Origin of the sequence: Actinomadura craniellae, assembly GCF_003289645.1 — a bacterium.
In the GTDB taxonomy this organism is placed as follows: Bacteria; Actinomycetota; Actinomycetes; order Streptosporangiales; family Streptosporangiaceae; genus Actinomadura_D; species Actinomadura_D craniellae.
Genome location: NZ_QLYX01000011.1, coordinates 134,942 through 152,022, shown reverse-complemented (window position 1 = coordinate 152,022; position 17,081 = coordinate 134,942). Strand labels below are relative to the sequence as shown.

The 17,081-nt window shown below is 70.7% G+C and carries 16 protein-coding genes and 2 riboswitches; of the genes, 8 read left to right on the top strand and 8 right to left on the bottom strand.

Features of this window, described 5'->3' with window-relative positions:
• Window positions 1–67: 67 nt before the first annotated feature.
• Together DPM19_RS23000 and DPM19_RS22995 are read right to left on the bottom strand one after the other, a co-directional pair.
• On the bottom strand, window positions 68–1,078 hold the full coding sequence (locus tag DPM19_RS23000; RefSeq protein WP_233510653.1) for a ribonucleotide-diphosphate reductase subunit beta: 1,011 nt from the start codon (window positions 1,076–1,078) through the stop codon (window positions 68–70).
• Window positions 1,075–3,336, bottom strand: coding sequence for a ribonucleoside-diphosphate reductase subunit alpha (locus DPM19_RS22995; protein WP_111870071.1), 2,262 nt, complete (start codon window positions 3,334–3,336; stop codon window positions 1,075–1,077). Before DPM19_RS22995 ends, DPM19_RS23000 begins: the two co-directional genes overlap by 4 nt.
• Before the next feature lie 91 nt (window positions 3,337–3,427).
• Window positions 3,428–3,646: riboswitch (cobalamin riboswitch) on the bottom strand.
• A gap of 275 nt (window positions 3,647–3,921) precedes the next feature.
• On the opposite strand from DPM19_RS22995, the gene DPM19_RS22990 reads away from it, so the two are divergent.
• The 3 genes from DPM19_RS22990 to DPM19_RS22980 all read left to right on the top strand — a co-directional run bounded on the left by DPM19_RS22990 (window position 3,922) and on the right by DPM19_RS22980 (window position 8,362).
• A complete protein-coding gene (locus tag DPM19_RS22990; RefSeq protein ID WP_111870070.1) occupies window positions 3,922–4,746 on the top strand; it encodes a DUF3800 domain-containing protein in 825 nt (274 codons plus the stop codon).
• Between the two features lie 148 nt (window positions 4,747–4,894).
• A riboswitch (cobalamin riboswitch) is annotated at window positions 4,895–5,112 on the top strand.
• 106 nt (window positions 5,113–5,218) lie between these two features.
• A complete protein-coding gene (gene metE / locus DPM19_RS22985) occupies window positions 5,219–7,459 on the top strand; it encodes a 5-methyltetrahydropteroyltriglutamate--homocysteine S-methyltransferase (RefSeq protein WP_111870069.1) in 2,241 nt (746 codons plus the stop codon).
• 138 nt (window positions 7,460–7,597) lie between these two features.
• Window positions 7,598–8,362, top strand: coding sequence for a hypothetical protein (locus DPM19_RS22980; RefSeq protein WP_146778956.1), 765 nt, complete (start codon window positions 7,598–7,600; stop codon window positions 8,360–8,362).
• Between the two features lie 65 nt (window positions 8,363–8,427).
• Here the strand turns inward: DPM19_RS22980 and DPM19_RS22975 are convergent, their stop codons facing one another.
• Window positions 8,428–8,883 carry an ATP-binding protein gene (locus DPM19_RS22975; protein ID WP_146778955.1) on the bottom strand — a complete coding sequence of 152 codons (456 nt, stop codon included), beginning with the start codon at window positions 8,881–8,883 and terminating at the stop codon, window positions 8,428–8,430.
• Between the two features lie 198 nt (window positions 8,884–9,081).
• Between DPM19_RS22975 and DPM19_RS22970 the strand changes: the two genes are divergently transcribed.
• From DPM19_RS22970 to DPM19_RS22960, 3 genes are all read left to right on the top strand, one after another.
• Entirely contained in the window at window positions 9,082–9,921 is an 840-nt protein-coding gene (locus tag DPM19_RS22970) for a helix-turn-helix domain-containing protein (protein WP_111870066.1), read from the top strand.
• Window positions 9,918–10,127, top strand: coding sequence for a DUF397 domain-containing protein (locus DPM19_RS22965; RefSeq protein ID WP_111870065.1), 210 nt, complete (start codon window positions 9,918–9,920; stop codon window positions 10,125–10,127). The genes DPM19_RS22970 and DPM19_RS22965 overlap by 4 nt, the downstream gene beginning before the upstream one ends.
• A gap of 76 nt (window positions 10,128–10,203) precedes the next feature.
• Window positions 10,204–10,413 carry a DUF397 domain-containing protein gene (locus tag DPM19_RS22960; RefSeq protein WP_111870064.1) on the top strand — a complete coding sequence of 70 codons (210 nt, stop codon included), beginning with the start codon at window positions 10,204–10,206 and terminating at the stop codon, window positions 10,411–10,413.
• A gap of 477 nt (window positions 10,414–10,890) precedes the next feature.
• Here DPM19_RS22960 and DPM19_RS22955 read toward each other — a convergent pair whose 3' ends face one another.
• The 3 genes from DPM19_RS22955 to DPM19_RS22945 form a co-directional block, all read right to left on the bottom strand.
• Window positions 10,891–11,748, bottom strand: a complete 858-nt coding sequence (locus tag DPM19_RS22955; protein ID WP_111870063.1) for a siderophore-interacting protein — start codon at window positions 11,746–11,748, stop codon at window positions 10,891–10,893.
• Between the two features lie 687 nt (window positions 11,749–12,435).
• Entirely contained in the window at window positions 12,436–12,846 is a 411-nt protein-coding gene (locus DPM19_RS22950; protein WP_111870164.1) for a nuclear transport factor 2 family protein, read from the bottom strand.
• A 137-nt stretch (window positions 12,847–12,983) separates the two neighbouring features.
• Window positions 12,984–14,051, bottom strand: a complete 1,068-nt coding sequence (locus tag DPM19_RS22945) for an NAD(P)H-dependent amine dehydrogenase family protein (protein ID WP_111870062.1) — start codon at window positions 14,049–14,051, stop codon at window positions 12,984–12,986.
• Between the two features lie 183 nt (window positions 14,052–14,234).
• Between DPM19_RS22945 and DPM19_RS22940 the strand changes: the two genes are divergently transcribed.
• Window positions 14,235–14,909 (top strand): TetR/AcrR family transcriptional regulator, encoded by a 675-nt coding sequence (locus tag DPM19_RS22940; protein ID WP_111870061.1) that lies wholly within the window; start codon window positions 14,235–14,237, stop codon window positions 14,907–14,909.
• A 22-nt stretch (window positions 14,910–14,931) separates the two neighbouring features.
• On the opposite strand, the gene DPM19_RS22935 is transcribed toward DPM19_RS22940, so the two are convergent.
• Both DPM19_RS22935 and DPM19_RS22930 read right to left on the bottom strand, forming a co-directional pair.
• Entirely contained in the window at window positions 14,932–15,366 is a 435-nt protein-coding gene (locus tag DPM19_RS22935; RefSeq protein WP_111870060.1) for a cupin domain-containing protein, read from the bottom strand.
• Window positions 15,367–15,412: 46 nt separating this feature from the next.
• Complete coding sequence (locus DPM19_RS22930) at window positions 15,413–16,168, bottom strand: SDR family oxidoreductase (protein ID WP_111870059.1); 756 nt, start codon at window positions 16,166–16,168, stop codon at window positions 15,413–15,415.
• Between the two features lie 181 nt (window positions 16,169–16,349).
• Between DPM19_RS22930 and DPM19_RS22925 the strand changes: the two genes are divergently transcribed.
• Complete coding sequence (locus DPM19_RS22925; protein WP_199485234.1) at window positions 16,350–16,892, top strand: VanZ family protein; 543 nt, start codon at window positions 16,350–16,352, stop codon at window positions 16,890–16,892.
• The last annotated feature ends 189 nt before the right edge of the window (window positions 16,893–17,081 follow it).

The window sequence follows — 17,081 nt, the reverse complement described above, 5'->3', positions numbered from 1 at the left end:
CCCCGGTTCCACTACCGGCACTCGAGGTGAGCGCGCCCTCGGGCCGTCTCCGGCCCGAGGGCGCGGCTCAGAACGCCTCGTCGAAGGCGACCGTCCCCTCGACGGCGACCTGGTAGGCCGAGACGCGGCGCTCGAAGAAGTTCGACAGCTCCTGGACGTCCTGCAACTCCATGAAGGCGAACGGGTTGGCGGTGCCGTACCGCGGCGGCATGCCGAGGCGGGCCAGCCGCTGGTCGGCGATGTTCTCCAGGTAGGCGCGCATGTCCCCGGCGCTCATCCCGGGCAGGCCGTCACCGCACAGGTCGCGGGCGAAGGCCGTCTCGGCGGCGACGGCTTCCTCCAGCATCACGGTCACCTGCTTGGTGAGCTCGTCGTCGAAGAGTTCCGGCTCCTCGGCCCGGACGGTGTCGATGACGGAGAAGGCGAACTCCATGTGCATGGACTCGTCGCGGAAGACCCAGTTGGTCCCCGAGGCCAGGCCGTTGAGCAGGCCCCGGGAACGCAGCCAGTACACGTAGGCGAAGGCGCCGTAGAAGAACAGGCCCTCGATGCACGCGGCGAAGCAGACCAGGTTGAGCAGGAACGCCCGCCGGTCCGCCCGGGTCCGCAGCGCGTCCAGCTCGCCGAGGGAGTCGATCCAGCGCAGGCAGAACTCCGCCTTGTCCCGGATGGAGGGGATGTTCTCCACCGCGGCGAACGCCTTCGCCCGCTCGGCCTCGTCGGGCAGGTAGGTGTCCAGCAGGGTCAGGTAGAACTGGACATGGACGGCCTCCTCGAACAGCTGCCGCGACAGGTACAGCCGCGCCTCGGGGGCGTTGAGGTGCTTGTAGAGGTTGAGCACCAGATTGTTGGCGACGATGGTGTCGCCGGTGGCGAAGAACGCCACCAGCCGGTTGACCAGGTGCAGCTCCCCCGCGTTCAGCCGGGCCAGGTCGGCCAGGTCCGAGTGCAGGTCGACCTCCTCGACGGTCCAGGTGTTGCGGATCGCGGCGCGGTAGCGGTCGTAGAAACCCGGGTAACGCATCGGCCGCAGGGTCAGGTCCATCCCCGGGTCGAGCAGCGTGCCGCGGGCGCTCACTGGCACGCCTCGCAGATCTCGGGGTTCTCCAGGGAGCACGTGACCGCCTCGGTCGGGGTGACGGCGAGCTGCGCGGCGGTGGTCTGGGCGACGGTGGTCTGGGCGATCCGGGTCGCCGGGCGCGAGCGCAGGTAGTAGGTGGTCTTCAGGCCGCTGCGCCACGCGTAGGCGTACATCGACGACAGCTTCCCGATGGTCGGGTCGGCCATGAACAGGTTGAGCGACTGGGACTGGTCGATGTACGGGGTGCGGGCCGCGGCCAGGTCGATCAGCGCCTTCTGCGGCAGTTCCCACGCGGTGCGGTAGAGCGCGCGCAGGTCGCCCGGGATCTCGGCGATGCCCTGCACGGACCCGTCGGCGCGTTTGATGGCGTCGCGGACGGCCTGCGTCCACAGGCCGCGCGCCTTGAGGTCATCGACGAGGTACCGGTTGATCTGCAGGAACTCCCCCGAGAGGGTCTCGCGCTTGAAGACGTTCGACACCTGCGGCTCGATGCACTCGTAGCAGCCGGCGATGGACGCGATGGTCGCGGTCGGCGCGATGGCGATCAGCAGCGAGTTGCGCAGCCCGGTCCGGGCGACCGTGCTGCGGAGCTCGTCCCACCGCTCGGGGTGCCGGGAGAGCGCGTCGGGCCAGTGGTCGGGGTGCAGCACCCCGCGCGCCGCCCGGGTGCGCTCGTAACCCGGGTGCGGGCCGTACTCGACGGCCAGCCGGGCCGACTCGGTGTAGGCGGCGAGCGAGATCTCCTCGGCGATGCGGGTGGACAGTTCCAGCGCGGCCGGCGAGTCGAACGGCAACCGCAGCCGGAAGAACACGTCCGCCAGCCCCATCACGCCCAGCCCGACCGGGCGCCACCCGGCGTTGGCCCGGGCCGCCTCCGGCGTGGGGTAGAAGCCCCGGTCGATGGTGCGGTCCAGGAACCGCACGGCGGTGCCGACGGTGGTGCGCAGCCGCTCCCAGTCGAGGTCGTCGCCGGTGAGGTGGGCGGCGAGGTTGACCGAGCCGAGGTTGCACACGGCGGTCTCGGCGTCGTCGGTGACCTGGAGGATCTCGGTGCACAGGTTGGACAGGTGCACGACGCGGCCCGGCTCGGCGGTCTGGTTGCAGGCGCGGTTGGCGGCGTCCTTGAAGGTCATCCAGCCGTTGCCGGTCTGCGCCAGCGTCCGCATCATCCGGCCGTACAGGGTTCGTGCGGGCACCCGCCGCACGTACCGCCCGGCGTCCTCGGCCGCCCGGTAGGCGGTGTCGAACTCCGCCCCCCACAGGTCGGTGAGCTCCGGCACCTCCTTGGGGTCGAACAGCGACCAGTCGGCGTCGGCCTCGACCCGGCGCATGAACTCGTCGGGGATCCAGTTGGCCAGGTTGAGGTTGTGCGTGCGGCGGGCCTCCTCTCCCGTGTTGTCGCGCAGCTCCAGGAACTCCTCGATGTCGGCGTGCCAGGTCTCCAGGTAGACGCAGGCCGCGCCCTTGCGCCGGCCGCCCTGGTTGACCGCCGCCACCGAGGCGTCCAGGGTGCGCAGCCACGGCACGATCCCGTTGGAGTGCCCGTTGGTGCCGCGGATCAGCGACCCGCGCGACCGGATCCGGCTCCAGGAGATGCCGATGCCGCCGGCGTACTTGCTGAGCCGGGCGACCTGCCCGTACCGCTCGTAGATGGACTCCAACTCGTCGCGGGGCGAGTCCAGCAGGAAGCACGAGGACAGCTGCGGGCGGCGGGCCCCGGAGTTGAACAGGGTGGGCGAGCTGGGCAGGTAGGCCAGCCGCGACATCGGCCCGTACAGTTCCGCTGCCTCACCGACGGTGTCCGCCAGCCCGCAGGCCACCCGCAGCAGGAAGTGCTGCGGGCGCTCCAGCACCCGGCGGGACTCCGGGTGCCGCAGCAGGTACCGGTCGTGGACGGTGCGCAGCCCGAAGTAGGTGAACCGGTCGTCGGCCCCGTGGTCGACCAGTTCCTCCAGCTCGGCGGCGTGCGCGGCGACGAACGCGGCGGTCGCGTCGTTGAGCAGCCCCTCGGCGTGCGCCACCGCGATCGCCTCGGCGAAGGTCGGTTCGCCGGCCTCCTCGGCGATCTGCCGGGCCAGCAGCCGGGCCGCGACCGTCGAGTAGGCGGGCTCGGTCACGATCAGCGCCGCGGCCTCGCTGATGGCCGCCGCGCGATCGGCCGGCAGCCGGTCCGGGGTGACGCCGGGCAGCCCCGCGCAGGCCCGCCGGATCTCCTCGGCGTCCGTGACCGGCGGCGCGATCAGTTCCTGTGTCACGTGCTCTCTCCCTCGCAAGCCGCCCCGGGAGAGGACGCGGCGGGAGCAGGGGCACGACGCACCGGCACCCACGCGCCCTCCCTCGAGGCCGTGGACGAACAACGCGCTGGCAGGTCTTCGGACTCGCGGGCGCCACACCTGACCAGGCGTGTCCTACTGGCCGTCGCTTCCCGGACCTGGCGGCCCAGTGCTCGATGACGGCGGTCGTTCCCACTCACCGCTGCGGGGCAGTCCCGGACTCACACCGGGTTCCCTCTTACGACACCCACCCCGGCAAAAGGGCAGGCGAACCAGCACCAGAAGACCATACATCTGGTGTCACCCCAGCCCCACCAACCCCACATCTTGAGTGTCGGAAGACACTCGGTCGAGATGGAACCAGCTCTCGGGACCGCGAAGCCACGAACGCCGTGGCCGCACGGCTCGCCAGGGTCGAACGATGCGGTACGTGCCTCTTCTTCTTTGCCTCTGAGGGCATGAGTGTGCTCTACTGAGGGCAGAAACCTTCTTAAGGTGCCTAGGGGAGACCCGAACACCACATCCTAAGGCCGCCCCACGGGGCGGCCTTAGCGCTATCTTGACCAGGTGTATGTCTGTTACCTGGACGAGTCAGGCGGATACGAAGCCCCTGACAGCAATCGATCGGCCACCCCTGTGATGGTGATCCTCGGCTTAATTGTGGACGCCGCTTCGATACCTGCCCTGACGCGCGACTTCCTGGCACTCAAGCGTCGGCACTTTCCAGGTCGCTACGCCGCAGGACATGCTCTTGATCACATCCTTACAGAGGTGAAGGGCAGCGACATCCTGCACATGACTCGGAGCTCTGGCCGTAACTCTCGACGCCAAGCGCAGAGGTTGCGCCAGGAACTGGTAGATCTCGCCGAACGATACGACTGCCGGATTGTCGGACGAGTTTGGGTCAAGGAACCTGGTAAAGGCCTGGCTCCCGATTCCAGCTATTGCTACGCAGTGCAGGACATCGCCAAACATTTCGCCCAGTACCTGGAGGCACAGGACAAAGTGGGCGTAATGATTGCGGACAGCCGCAGGCACCATACGAACATGAAGGTCGCTCACTCGATCTTCACCCAGAAGTGGCGGACCGGCGGCGATCCTTATCCCCCGCTACAGGAGGTTCCTCTCTTCGCAGCGAGTGACAACCACGCAGGACTGCAGATCGCCGACCTGATCGCCTCTACCTTGATCTTCCCCATGGCAGCGAGTGCTTACTGTCCACGTCAGCCAGGCCCGCACTACTCACCGAAGTACGCAGAGGTCCGTGCGATGTTCGGCCTTCGAGTGCGAAGCCGCCAGTACCGATACCGGGATGAGGCCGGACGGTGGCGTGGCGGGTTGGTCGTCAGCGACCGCATCGGAAAGCAGCCTGGGGCACGGCTTTTCGCCTGACACCGGGCCGGCCCCGGTCGAGGTTCAAGACGGTCGCCGTGGGTGGCCAGATGTTCCCCCTCATGGGAACTCCAGCCACCGCACGGCTTCGGGTGTCCAAGCTGTGGACGGCGTCCCGCCGGGCCTGTGGCGTCGGCGGTTCATGGCTTAGACTCGCGGGCGCGGATGGTTCGCCCGCCCCTGCCGGGGTGGGTGTCGTAAGAGGGAACCCGGTGTGAGTCCGGGACTGCCCCGCAGCGGTGAGTGGGAACGACCGCCGTCATCGAGCACTGGGCCGCCAGGTCCGGGAAGCGACGGCCAGTAGGACACGCCTGGTCAGGTGTGGCGCCCGCGAGTCCGAAGACCTGCCTCCGCCCGCGCGCCGACCGGCGTGCGGTGGTCTGCGGCCTCGCGGGAGGGCCCCCGGACGCGCACCCGTGGTGCGCCCTTTCCTCCTGCGCGGCCGCGTGATGGCTACGCGAGGGAAGCTGCCATGAACACCACGATCCTCGGATACCCCCGTATCGGGGCGCGGCGCGAACTCAAGTTCGCCACCGAGCGCTACTGGGCCGGGAAGATCGACACCGCCGAGCTGGAGAGCACCGCCGCCGAGCTGCGCCGCCGGACCTGGACGGAACTGCGCGACGCCGGGCTCGCCACGATCCCGTCCAACACCTTCTCCTACTACGACCAGGTGCTCGACACGAGCGTGCTCGTCGACGCCGTCCCCGAGCGCTACCGGCCGCTGCGCGGCCTCGACCGCTACTTCGCCATGGCGCGCGGCGAGCAGGACGTCCCCGCGCTGGAGATGACCAAGTGGTTCGACACGAACTACCACTACATCGTGCCCGAGCTGGGGCCCGGCACCGCGTTCAAGCTGGCGCTCGGGGAGGAGTGCAAGCCGCTGGCCGAGTACCGGGAGGCGAAGGCGCTGGGGATCGAGACCCGGCCGGTGCTCGTCGGCCCGCTGACGTACCTGCTGCTCGCCAAGGCCGAGCCCGGGGCGCCGGCCGGCTTCCATCCGCTGGACCTCGTCGACGGGCTGGTCGAGGTGTACGCCGAGCTGCTGGAGCGGCTGTCCGGAGCGGGCACCCAGTGGGTCCAGCTGGACGAGCCCGCGCTGGTCGCCGACCGCACGCCCGAGGAGCTGGCGGTGCTGGCGCGCGTGTACCGGCGGCTGGGCGAGCTGCCGAGCAGGCCGCGCCTGCTGGTCGCGACCTACTTCGGGACGGTCGGCGCCGAGGCCCTGCGGGTGCTCGCCGCGACCCGCGTCGAGGGGGTCGGCCTGGACTTCGTGACGGCGCCGGGCAACCTCGACGCGCTCGCCTCGGTCGGCGGCCTGCCGCGGCGGACCGTCGTCGCCGGGGTCGTGGACGGCCGCAACGTGTGGCGGGCCGACCAGGAGCGGGCCAAGGCGACCTGTGCCGCCCTGCTGGGGCTGGCCGGCGAGGTCGTGGTGGGCACGTCGTGCTCGCTGCTGCACGTCCCGGTCGACCTGGACGCCGAGACCGCGCTCGACCCGGCGGTGCGCGCCCGGCTGGCGTTCGCCCGGCAGAAGGTCGCCGAGGTCGTCGCCGTCGGCCGGGCGCTGCGCGAGGACGTCCCGGCCGCCGCCCCCGCGCCCGCGGCGGCCGCCGGGATCGACCACCGGGTACGGGCCCGGCTCGACATGCTCGGCGACGCGCGGCGCGGCGACCGGGCGGCCCGGTTCGCGGCGCAGCGGGCGGTGCTGGGCCTGCCGCCGCTGGCGACCACCACCATCGGCTCGTTCCCGCAGACCGGGGAGATCCGCAGGGCGCGCGCCGAGCACCGGGCCGGCCGCATCTCCGGCGACGCCTACACCCAGGCGATGAAGGACGAGGTCGCCCACGTCATCGCCCTGCAGGAGAAGCTGGGGCTCGACGTCCTGGTACACGGCGAGCCGGAACGCAACGACATGGTGCAGTACTTCGCCGAGCAGCTCGACGGGTACGCCGCCACCGAGCACGGCTGGGTGCAGTCCTACGGTTCGCGCTGCGTCCGCCCGCCGATCCTGCACAGCGACGTCGCGCGGCCGGCGCCGATGACCGTCGAGTGGGCCACCTACGCCCAGTCGCTGACGACCAAGCCGGTCAAGGGCATGCTCACCGGCCCGGTCACCATGCTCGCCTGGTCGTTCGTCCGCGACGACCAGCCGCTGGCCGACACCGCCCGCCAGGTCGCGCTCGCCCTCCACGACGAGATCCACGACCTGGAGGCCGCCGGCATCTGCATCATCCAGGTGGACGAGCCCGCCCTGCGCGAACTGCTGCCGCTGCGCCGGGCCGAGCAGGCCGCCTACCTGGACTGGGCCGTCGCCGCGTTCCGCCTCGCCACCTCGGGCGTCGCCGACAGCACCCAGATCCACACGCACATGTGCTACTCGGAGTTCGGCGAGATCATCGGCGCGATCGGCGACCTGGACGCCGACGTCACCAGCGTCGAGGCCGCCCGCTCGCACATGGAACTGGTCGGCGACCTGCGCGCCGCCGGGTACGAGAACGGCATCGGGCCCGGGGTGTACGACATCCACTCCCCCCGCGTGCCGTCCGCCGGGGAGATGGAGGAGAACCTGCGGCGGGCGCTGCAGGCCATCGAGCCGGACCGGCTGTGGGTCAACCCCGACTGCGGCCTGAAGACCCGTGCCTACCCCGAAACCGAGGCCGCGCTGCGCAACCTCGTCGCCGCCGCCCGGAGCGTGCGCGAGACCCCGTAGCCGGCCCCCGGTGTGCCCCGCCCTCCCGCTTCTCCGGGAGCGCGGGGCACACCGGCCCGGCCCGACTGCGCGGATGCACCTCCCGCCCTCAGGGGACATCGCTCGCGCGGGGCCTTCGGTGCCATCATGTTGCGACCGATGCTTGATTCGCGGATCGGTCAGGAGGCCCAGCGCGTGGACCCCTCGTTCCCCCTCACTCCCGCCGGCTCCGACCCTCCGGCCCCACGTACCGGTGGCCTGGCGCGATCGCAGGGCGGGCACACCCCTTTCCACCCCGCCGGGGAGATGCGGCTCACCTCGGAGGCGCGGCTGCGGATGGAGTGCTGGGAGACGATCGGCGGTCGTACCCGGGAGCGGCTGCACGAGCTCGCCGGCAACGTCATCGACTGGTTCGCGCGGGTGGACGCCTCCAGCCCGGACGGGCGGTCGTACGCGGTGGTCCTCGGCGACCGGGGGCTGAGCATCGCCGAACCCCGGGTCGACACCGCTCACCGTCCGGTCTACGTCATCTCCGCGTTCGTCTTCGACCCCGCCTCCCTGCGTCACGTCCGGGTGGATCATCGGCCACCGCCCACCGCGCACACGACCTCCGGGCCGGCCGCCGGTGCCGGCCCGGACCTCGGGCTCAGCCAGGACGCCCGCGGGTTGCTCGGCAACCTGCCACCGCGGGCGCAGCACCTGCTCCAGGCCCCGTTCGCCGCGGGGCAGCGGATACTCCAGTGCCACTGGGCGTACGAGGGCTTCGACCACCACCTGGACATGTTCATGGTCTGCCTGGCCGGACCGCGGAACGTGACGGCCGCCACCGGCACCAAGATCATCCCCGCCGGCCACTCCCCCGAGACGGCCCACTGGTCACTGACCTGCCACCAGGCCTCGGTGGTGCGCAGGATCGGCAGGTGACGGTCACGGCGCGGTTCCCGCCACCGCCCACCGGCACATCTCCGCCGGCCGGTCACCCGGCGCCATCACCCTCGCCCGCCCCGGGCGGGCCCAATCCGGAGCGCGGCGCAGACCCACTTCCCGGCGGGCGTGCCCGGGTCCACCCAGCACCGGGCGGCCAGCGCCGCCACGATCGACAACCCCCAGCCGCCGTTCGCGTCGAAGTTCCGCTCCGAGACGTCGAGCGTCGCCAGGTCGAGATCGACCTGGCGGTGCCGGGGCGTTCCCGGGCCGTTGTCGTGGACCGCGAGGATGATCTCGGTGCCGGAGTTGCGGAGGTGGACCGTGATCTCCTGCCCCGCCCGCGAGGCGCCGACGGCGTTGGTCGCCAGCTCGCTGATCACCAGTACCGCGTCCTCGGCGAGGTCGGCGAGGCCCCAGCGGCCGAGCGTGTTGGCGACCAGATCCCGGCTCATCCCCACCGACGACTTCGCAGCCGCCAGCCGCCGTGTCAGGGTCTCCCCGGCCATCGCTGAGATCACTTCACCACATCCCTTGTGGACGTCCGAAACCGTCCGATCAGAGGCCGCTCTTTTGGAGCCCGCGGAGCATCGTCGGGTTCCGTGCGACTTCGGCCGATTGCCTGCTCATCCTGTCCGCGGACGACTACGCTCTGCCACACACCGAGGGCAATCACGGTCCAACCCCGAGCGCGGCAACGGCAACCGGCGAGGTGCGACATGACCATGGAACCGACCCCCGCGGAATTCACCCGCGACCCCCTCCTCAGAGCCGTCGGTGCACTGCTCCGCAGCTACCGGGAGGGCGCCGACCTCAGCCGCCCCAAGCTCGCCGCGGCCCTGGGCTGCACCCCGCAGTGGCTGGAACTCATCGAAACCGGCAAGAAACCGATCAGCGAGCAGACCGCCCGCGACCTGGACACCTACTTCAAAACCCCGAACCAGACCTTCTGGACCATGTGGCGCGAGGTCAAACGCGAGGGCCGCCACCTCACGTCACCACCCGGCTTCCAGGGCTTCGTCAGGAAGGAGGCCATCGCGACATGGATGAACTGCTTCGAGGCCCAACTCATCCCCGGGCTGCTACAGACCCGTGAGTACGCAGACGCCCTCATGAATGTAGGCCAGCCCGCCGACGACCTGGATGCGCTGATCAGCCAACGCGTGGACCGTCAGGCGATCCTGAACCGCGAAACACCGCCCCGCCTATCGTTCGTCGTGGACGAGGCGGCCCTACGGCGCCCGGTGGGAGGTCCCAAGGTCATGCGCGAGCAACTCGAACACCTCTTGGACGTCGTCAGCTCTCATCCGAACGTCCAGGTCAGAGTTCTGCCCTTCGACTCGGTCACCTGGGCCGGTCTCGACGGGGCGTTCACCGTCCTCGGCCTACCAGACTCAACCAAGCTCGCCTACCTCGAATCCATCGGGCTCGGCCAGCTCATCAGTGACCCGCACACGGTGGAGGCGACCCAAGTACGCTTCGGCCTCGTCACCGGTGAGGCGCTACCTCGTAACGCGTCCCGCAAGATGATCTCGCAAGCGCTGGAGGGCTACACATGAGCAAGACCAACCCACCGACGACCACATGGCGCAAAAGCAGCCGCAGTAGCGGTCAGGGCGGGCAGTGCGTCGAAGTCGCCGCCCTCACCTCAGCCGTAGGCATCCGCGACAGCAAGAACCCCACCTTGGGACACCTCACAATGCGCACCGAGGACTTCGACGCCCTGATCACCCGCATCAAGCGCGGAGAACTCGACCGCGACTGACCCCAACCCCTGACGAGACCAGGGTTCACCGCAACGCACCCCTCAAGATGATCTCGCAAACGCTGGAGGGCTACGAATGAGCGAGACCAACCCGCCAACGACCACATGGCGCAAAAGCAGCCACAGCGGCGGCGGAGGCGGGCAGTGCGTCGAAGTCGCCGCTCTAACCTCAGCCGTGGGCATCCGCGACAGCAAGAACCCTGCCTTCGGACACCTCACGGTACGCGCCGAGGACTTCCACACCCTGATCACCCGGATCAAGCACGGCGAACTCGACCACCCCTGATCCGACCTCTGACGAAACCAGGCCCGCCCACCTCGAATCCTTCGAGTTCGGCTGGGCTCCGCCCTGCTTCTAAGCGAGAGCAGTAACTTCCCTGCGGGGTATCGGTACCGGCTGCGCCCGCCCCTGGTGCCTCTACCAGCGTGATCCTTCAGCATCCGGTGCGCCATGGCGCCTCGAATCCTGAAGGATCACCTGGTGAGAGCACATACGGCCGTGATCCTTCAGCTCTCGGTGCGCTATAGCGCCCCAGATCCTGAAGGATCAGCCACGCTACGGCGGGCTCCGGTGGCGCACCAGGCGGCGAAGCCTCCTTCAGCATCACCTGGTGCAGGCGTACACACAGGTGATCGTTGAGGATAGGTGGGGCCATGGCACCACCCATCCTCAACGATCACGCTGGGAAGGGGCGGGGCCTGGAGTGCGCGGAGGTGGCACGGCCTCCGCATCGCTCCGGAGTCGGGGTGATCACGGTGCCGGTCAGGAGGGCTGCTCGGGGGTGCCGGGTTCCTGTTCTCGTTCGACCTGCTGGTTCCATTCCTGTTTGCTGGCCTGCCAGCCGTCCTCGTCGTGGCCAAGGCGCCAGTAGCCGGAGATGGAGAGCCGTTCCCGGGGGACGCCGCGGTCCACGCGGAGCAGGCGGCGGAGGTCCTTGACGAAGCCGGCCTCGCCGTGGACGAACGCGTGGACGGTGCCGGCGGGGAAGTCCAGGTCGGTCACCGCCCGGACCAGTTCCTTGCCGACGGGGGCGCCGTCGCGGGGCAGCCAGGTGATGGAGGCGTCCCCAGGGGTGTGCAGTTCCTGCTCCTCCCCCGGGTCGCCGATCTCGATGAAGACGTGGGCGGGGGCGCCCGGCGGGAGTTCCTCCAGGGCCGCCGCGATGGCGGGGAGGGCGCTCTCGTCGCCGGCCAGCAGGTGCCAGTCGGCAGCCGGGTCGGGGGCGTAGGCGCCGCCAGGGCCGATGAAGCGGATCTCGTCGCCCGGTCGCGCGTTCGCCGCCCAGGGGCCGGCCAGGCCCTCGGCGCCGTGGTAGATGACGTCGATCGTCAGCTCGCCGGCCTCGGCGTCCCAGTTGCGGACGGTGTAGGTGCGCATGCGGGGCCACTGGTCGCGGGGCAGTTCGGCCCGGATCCGCTGGATGTCGAAGGGTTCGGGGTAGGTGACCCCGGCGGGCGGGAACAGCAGCTTGATGTAGTGGTCGGTGTACTCACCCGCGGTGAATCCGGCCAGGCCCGGCCCGCCCAGCACGACGCGGATCAGGTGCGGGGTGATCCGTTCGGTTCGCTGGACCCGCCCGAGGAGGGCCTGGGGGCTCCTGCGTTGTGGACGTTCTGCCATGGGGCGTTCCTTTGCGCGGGACGGTGGTCGCGGAGCCGGTGCGCCGGATCCGTCCGGGGTGGGTTCTCTACCTGCACGGCGAACAGGCATCCCCTGCCGGGGCCGGCGGTCCCGGTCGCCCGGGCGGCTCCTTCACCCTGTTCAGGGTAATCCCGGTGATCTCGGCGAACCCCGGCGGGGACCCTGGGGTGGAACATTCGTCGCCCACACGACCCCAGGGCAGAACGTTCGCCACCCGCACGACTCTGTGGCGGAACATTCGCCAACCGCACGACCCCAGGGCAGAACATTCATCGCCCGCACGACCCCAAGGCAAAACGTTCGCCACCCGCACGACCCCAGGACGGAACGTTCGCCACCCGCACGACCCCAGGGAGGAGCATTCATCGCCCGGACAGCTCCGAGGCGGAACGTTCGTCGCCCGCGCAACCGTGCCGGGCCGGATACCGCCCGGGGCCGGCCGGCGCCCTGGTCGCTGGGCACCGTTGCCTGGTCCGGGAAGCGACGCCAGGCGGGCCCAGCGAGTCCGAAGACCTGCCCCGGCCCTGAGAACTGCACGGCCGGAAGGGCAGGGGCACCTGCGAGCCCGAAGACCTGCCTCCACCGGCGGCCGGCGCCCGGTTGGGGATCTACGCCGCTGCGAGCCCCAAGCCCTTCCCTGCCGGGTGACCTGGGGAGGCCCGGGGGTCACCCCGTGGCGGGGGTCAGGTCCAGGCGGACGCGGGTGAGCTTCGACGACGCGATCCGCCAGGTGCCGTCGATCTTGCGGTAGGTCTCGTGGTAGTGGCCGTAGCCGCGGAGCTCGCCGCCGTCCGCCCACTGGATCAGGTCCTCCATGGCCCAGATGCCCGTGGCGGTCGTCGCCGAGGTCAGCTCGATCTCGGGCATGTGGCCGTGGTGCACGGTGGTCTGGTCGGCGAGCGTCTGCCGGAGGAACGCCATGAACGCGTCGGCGCCCTCGATGACGCTGCCGCCGGAGTCGACCGTGTCGATGACCACGTCGTCGGTGAAGACCTGCCGCATCCCGGCCCAGTCCTTGGTGTCCATGGTCCGGAAGTAGCGGGCCTTGAGCTGTTTGATCGCTTCGATGTCGTCCACGGCACGGCCTCCGTATCCGGTCCTGGTGGTGCGGTCGGGGCGGCGGGTCCGCGGCACGCGCTCCGGCCCGATCACCGGGAGCGGGTCCGCGGCGGGACGGCCGGTCCGCCGGGGCGTGGCGGGCCGGCCGTCCCGGTTCAGCCGCGGCGGGCGTGGCGGGACGACTGGGTGGGCAGGTCCGCGTAGGTGACGATGCCGGGGCGCGCGGCGACCACGGCGGGGATGGCGTTGACGACGGGCATGGCCGTGATGACCGACCCGATGGCGAGCATTTCCTCCAGGCTCATCGAGGTCATGTCCTGCGGCAGGACCTCCACCCGCAGGTTGACCTGCGGGTGGCCGCGGACCTCGATGAGGTAGGCCATGGCGACCTCCCAGGCGGGGTCGAGTTCGGGCGTCACGGTCCAGCGGACGTGCGCCTCGACGACGTCCACGCCGCCGGAGACGCCGAACCACCGGACGTCCAGCCCGGCGACGGTCCCGCTCTTGACGGGGCGGCCGGGGAGGTCCAGGTCCTTGGTGGCGTGGGCGAAGTCGACCTCGCAGCGGACGTCGTCGATGGTCGCGTCGAGCAGTTCGGCGAGGGCTTCGACGGCGTCGCTGAAGGGGGCGGTGGCTTTTCTGACGTCGTCGGCGTGCCCGGGGTCCCCGGCGGGGCGGCCCCAGCCCAGCTCGTCCTGGTTGGCGTCCCCGGCCCACATCCCGATGTCGAACGACTCGAAGACCTTGACGTAGTCGACCTGGCGGCAGACGCCCGAGGCGACCGCGGCCAGCTGGTCGGCGTAGCCGGGGTTGACGCCGCTGCCGAACAGGCTGGCGTTCCCCGCCTGCGCGGCCTCCTCCAGGGCGGCCCGCGCCGCCTGGCCGTACGCGCGCCCGGTGAGGAACGAGGCGGTCGTGAGGACGTTGATTCCCGCGCGCAGCAGCCGCGTCAGGTGTTCCATGTCGGGGTGCAGCGGCATGTAGAGGACGCAGTCCGGCGCGAGCCCGATGATCGCCTCGATGTCGTCGGTGGCGAGGACGCCGAGCGGGCGGTCGAGGCCGGCGAGCTCGCCGACGTCCCGGCCCACCTTCTCCTTGCCGAAGGCGTAGACACCGACGAGTTCCAGCTCGGGGCGTTCCGCGATGGCCACGACCGACTGGCGCCCGACGTTGCCCGTCGTCCACTGGACCACCCGGATGGGACGTTCGGACGTGCGTTCCACTGTGCCTCCCTGGTCAGGGGGTCGCCTGAAGAGTGGCGTGCGCACCCTTCTCCGCCGGCCGGGGCCACGGCGTGCCCCGGTCGTGCGGAGCACCCCGCCGTTCGCCGGTGCCGCCGAGACTAAGCCGAAATTTTGACCAGGGTCAACATTTTGTCGATCATCAGTTTCGGTAACCTGCGAGGTATGCAGGACGGCATCCCGGCGAACCGCGCTGACCAGGGTCAGCGCCGCGCCAACCTGGCGCAGTCCCGTTCGCGGGAGAAGAAACGCGCCCTGCTCCAGGCCGCGATCGCGCTGTGGCGCACCAAGGGGTTCGCCGACACCACGGTGGCCGACATCTGCCAGGCCGCCGGGGTCTCCAAGGCGCTGTTCTACTTCTACTTCCCGCGCAAGGAGGACGCCCTCATCGAGGCGGGCTTCCTGTCCACCCGGCAGGCGCGGCGCACATGGCGCGACATGGTCGCCGGGCCCTACGACCTACCCGAGGTGATCACCGCGGTCCTGGCCACGCTCGAACAGCCGATGCGGCACACCCCGCCAGAACTGATCATCGAAACCGCCCTGGAAGGGCACCGGGCCGAGCACCGGGCCCTGGCCGAGGGCCGCTCCGCCGAGCACCACGCAACCCGGTTCCTCTTCCTCGAACTGCTGCAACGCGCCCAGGCGGACGGCAAGCTCCCGCCCGGCCTGGACGCGCTGCACGTGGCCCGCGGCGCGCAGGCCCTCCTGGAGACGGGCACCCGGCACTGGGCCGCCGGCGAGTACGGCGACCGCGGCTTCGCCGAGGTGGTGGGCCGCGACATCGCGGCGTTCATCGCCGGCCACAGCCGGCTCGCCACCCCGACCGGCCGCACCTGAGGGCGCGGCGGGCGCCCGGCGGTCAGGGCCGGGGGGCGCGGCGGTCCCGGCGCCGGACCAGTTCCTCGTCGTCCACCAGGGTGAGCATCGGCCCGCCGGGGGCGCCCAGCATCGTGACGGTGAAACGGAGCGGGACGTCGTCGCGGTGGTTGCCGTCCTGGTAGTGGATGACGTCGCCGCCCGGCTCCCAGAATGTCTCCCCGGCGCGCACGACCCGTTCCGGGTCGCCTTCGATCTCCAGCAGCATCTCGCCTTCCAGCACGTAACCGAACGCGGGGCCGGTGTGCCGGTGCGGCGGCGTGCCGGGATCGCCGGGCGGGTACTCGATGACGAGGGTCATCGCGTGCGCTCCCGCCGGGACGAAGGGCGGTTCCACCTCCTGCAGCACGGTGACCGCCGTCTGCCACACGGTCGACTTCGGATGCTGCCCGGTGTGCGGCAGATCGGTGTCCGGCATGGCGATGACCTCCTCGACGAAGGGCGGGCTGACCAGCGCGTATGTACTACCCGCCGGTCGCGGTCCGACCCGGCCAGTCGGCGTACTTGACCTCGCCGAGGGTCGCGCCGTCGTCCGGCACCAGGGACCGCTCGCCCAGTTCGGTCCCGAAGTAGCGGGCGTGCGGGTCGGTGACCACCTCGCGCGGGTCGTTCCAGGCGGCCAGGACGTCCCGGAAGAACTCGTCCATCCGGAACCGCTCGGGCCCGGCGACCTCGACCGTCCCGTTCACCGGCGACCCCACCGCGATCCGGCCGACCGCCCGGACGACCTCGTCGGCGGCGATGGGCTGGAAACCCACGGGCGGCATCCGCACCGTGCCGGCGTCGGTGGCCTCGTCGGCGATGCGCCGGGCGAACTCGAAGAACTGCGTCGCATGCACGATCGAGTACGGGATCGCCGAGCTCTCGATCATCTTCTCCTGGGCCATTTTCGCCCGGAGGTAGCCGCTGCCGGGCAGCCGCTCGGCCCCCACCACCGACAGCACGACGTGGTGGCCGACGCCCGCCGCCGCCTCCGCGGCCAGCAGGTTGCGGGTGGAGGTCTCGAAGAACTCCAGCACCGCGGCGGCCTCAAAGGACGGCGCGTTCGACACGTCGACCACCACGGACGCGCCGGCCAGGGCCTCGGCGAGCCCTTCGCCGGTGAGGGCGTTGACGCCGGTGTTCGGGGCGGCCGCCACCGCCTCGTACCCGTGCTCGCCGAGCTTCGCCACCAGCTTCGACCCGATCAGACCGGTGCCGCCGATTACCACGATCTTCATGACAACCCTCCTGTCCGCCGGAGGCACCCGTCGCCCCCCGGTCACCGGCTAAGACAGGACGCCCTTCCCGGTCGTGACGGTCCGGGCGCAAAGCTTCGGTCATGAATCCCGGCCGTGGTGGCAGGCCGGTCGGCACGACGGTCTTCACGCCACCGGCCCCGCGGTGCCCGATAATCGGCCCGTGGCGCAGGCGTGGCAGAGCTGGGGTCAGGTCGTCCTCGTCTCCGTCCTGTGCCTGCCGCTGTGCGCCGCCCTCGTCTGGTCACGCATGGTGGTGGGCGGCCGCCGGTGGCGGGACCCGATCGCCGAGGTCGGCCTGGTCGCCGGGACCCTGCCGTGGCTGTGGATGGTCATGTCCCCGGTCTCCGCGCCCGGCGGAGTGCGCCCGGTCCCGCTGATCGACCTGTACGACGTGCTCCACGGCTCACCCCAGACGGCCGTGGTCCAGGTCATCGGGAACCTGCTGGTGTTCGCCGCCCTCGGGTTCTTCCTCCCGATCCGATGGCCGCTCGGCCCGGCGGCGGTCGGCGCGATCGCCTGCGCCGGCTCGCTCACGATCGAAACGGCCCAGTGGACGTTCGACCTCGGCCGGGTCTCATCGACCGACGACGTCCTGATCAACGCCCTCGGCGCCGTACTGGCCGCGCTACTGTCCCGACCGTGGTGGCGCCGGCGAGCGGCCACCCGGCCCCGCCGGGGAAACACCACGGCAGACGGACAGTGATCCATCAGCGTCCGAGGCGCCCCACCAGCAACGCCAACCACACACTCACAGATCCTTCAGCATTCGAGGTGCCACAGTGCACTCAAAGCTGAAGGATCACCTGGTGAGAGTACATGCGTCTGTGATCCTTCAGGATCCAGGGCGCTGTGGCGCACCGGAAGCTGAAGGATCACGCGCCGAAGGCGAAGT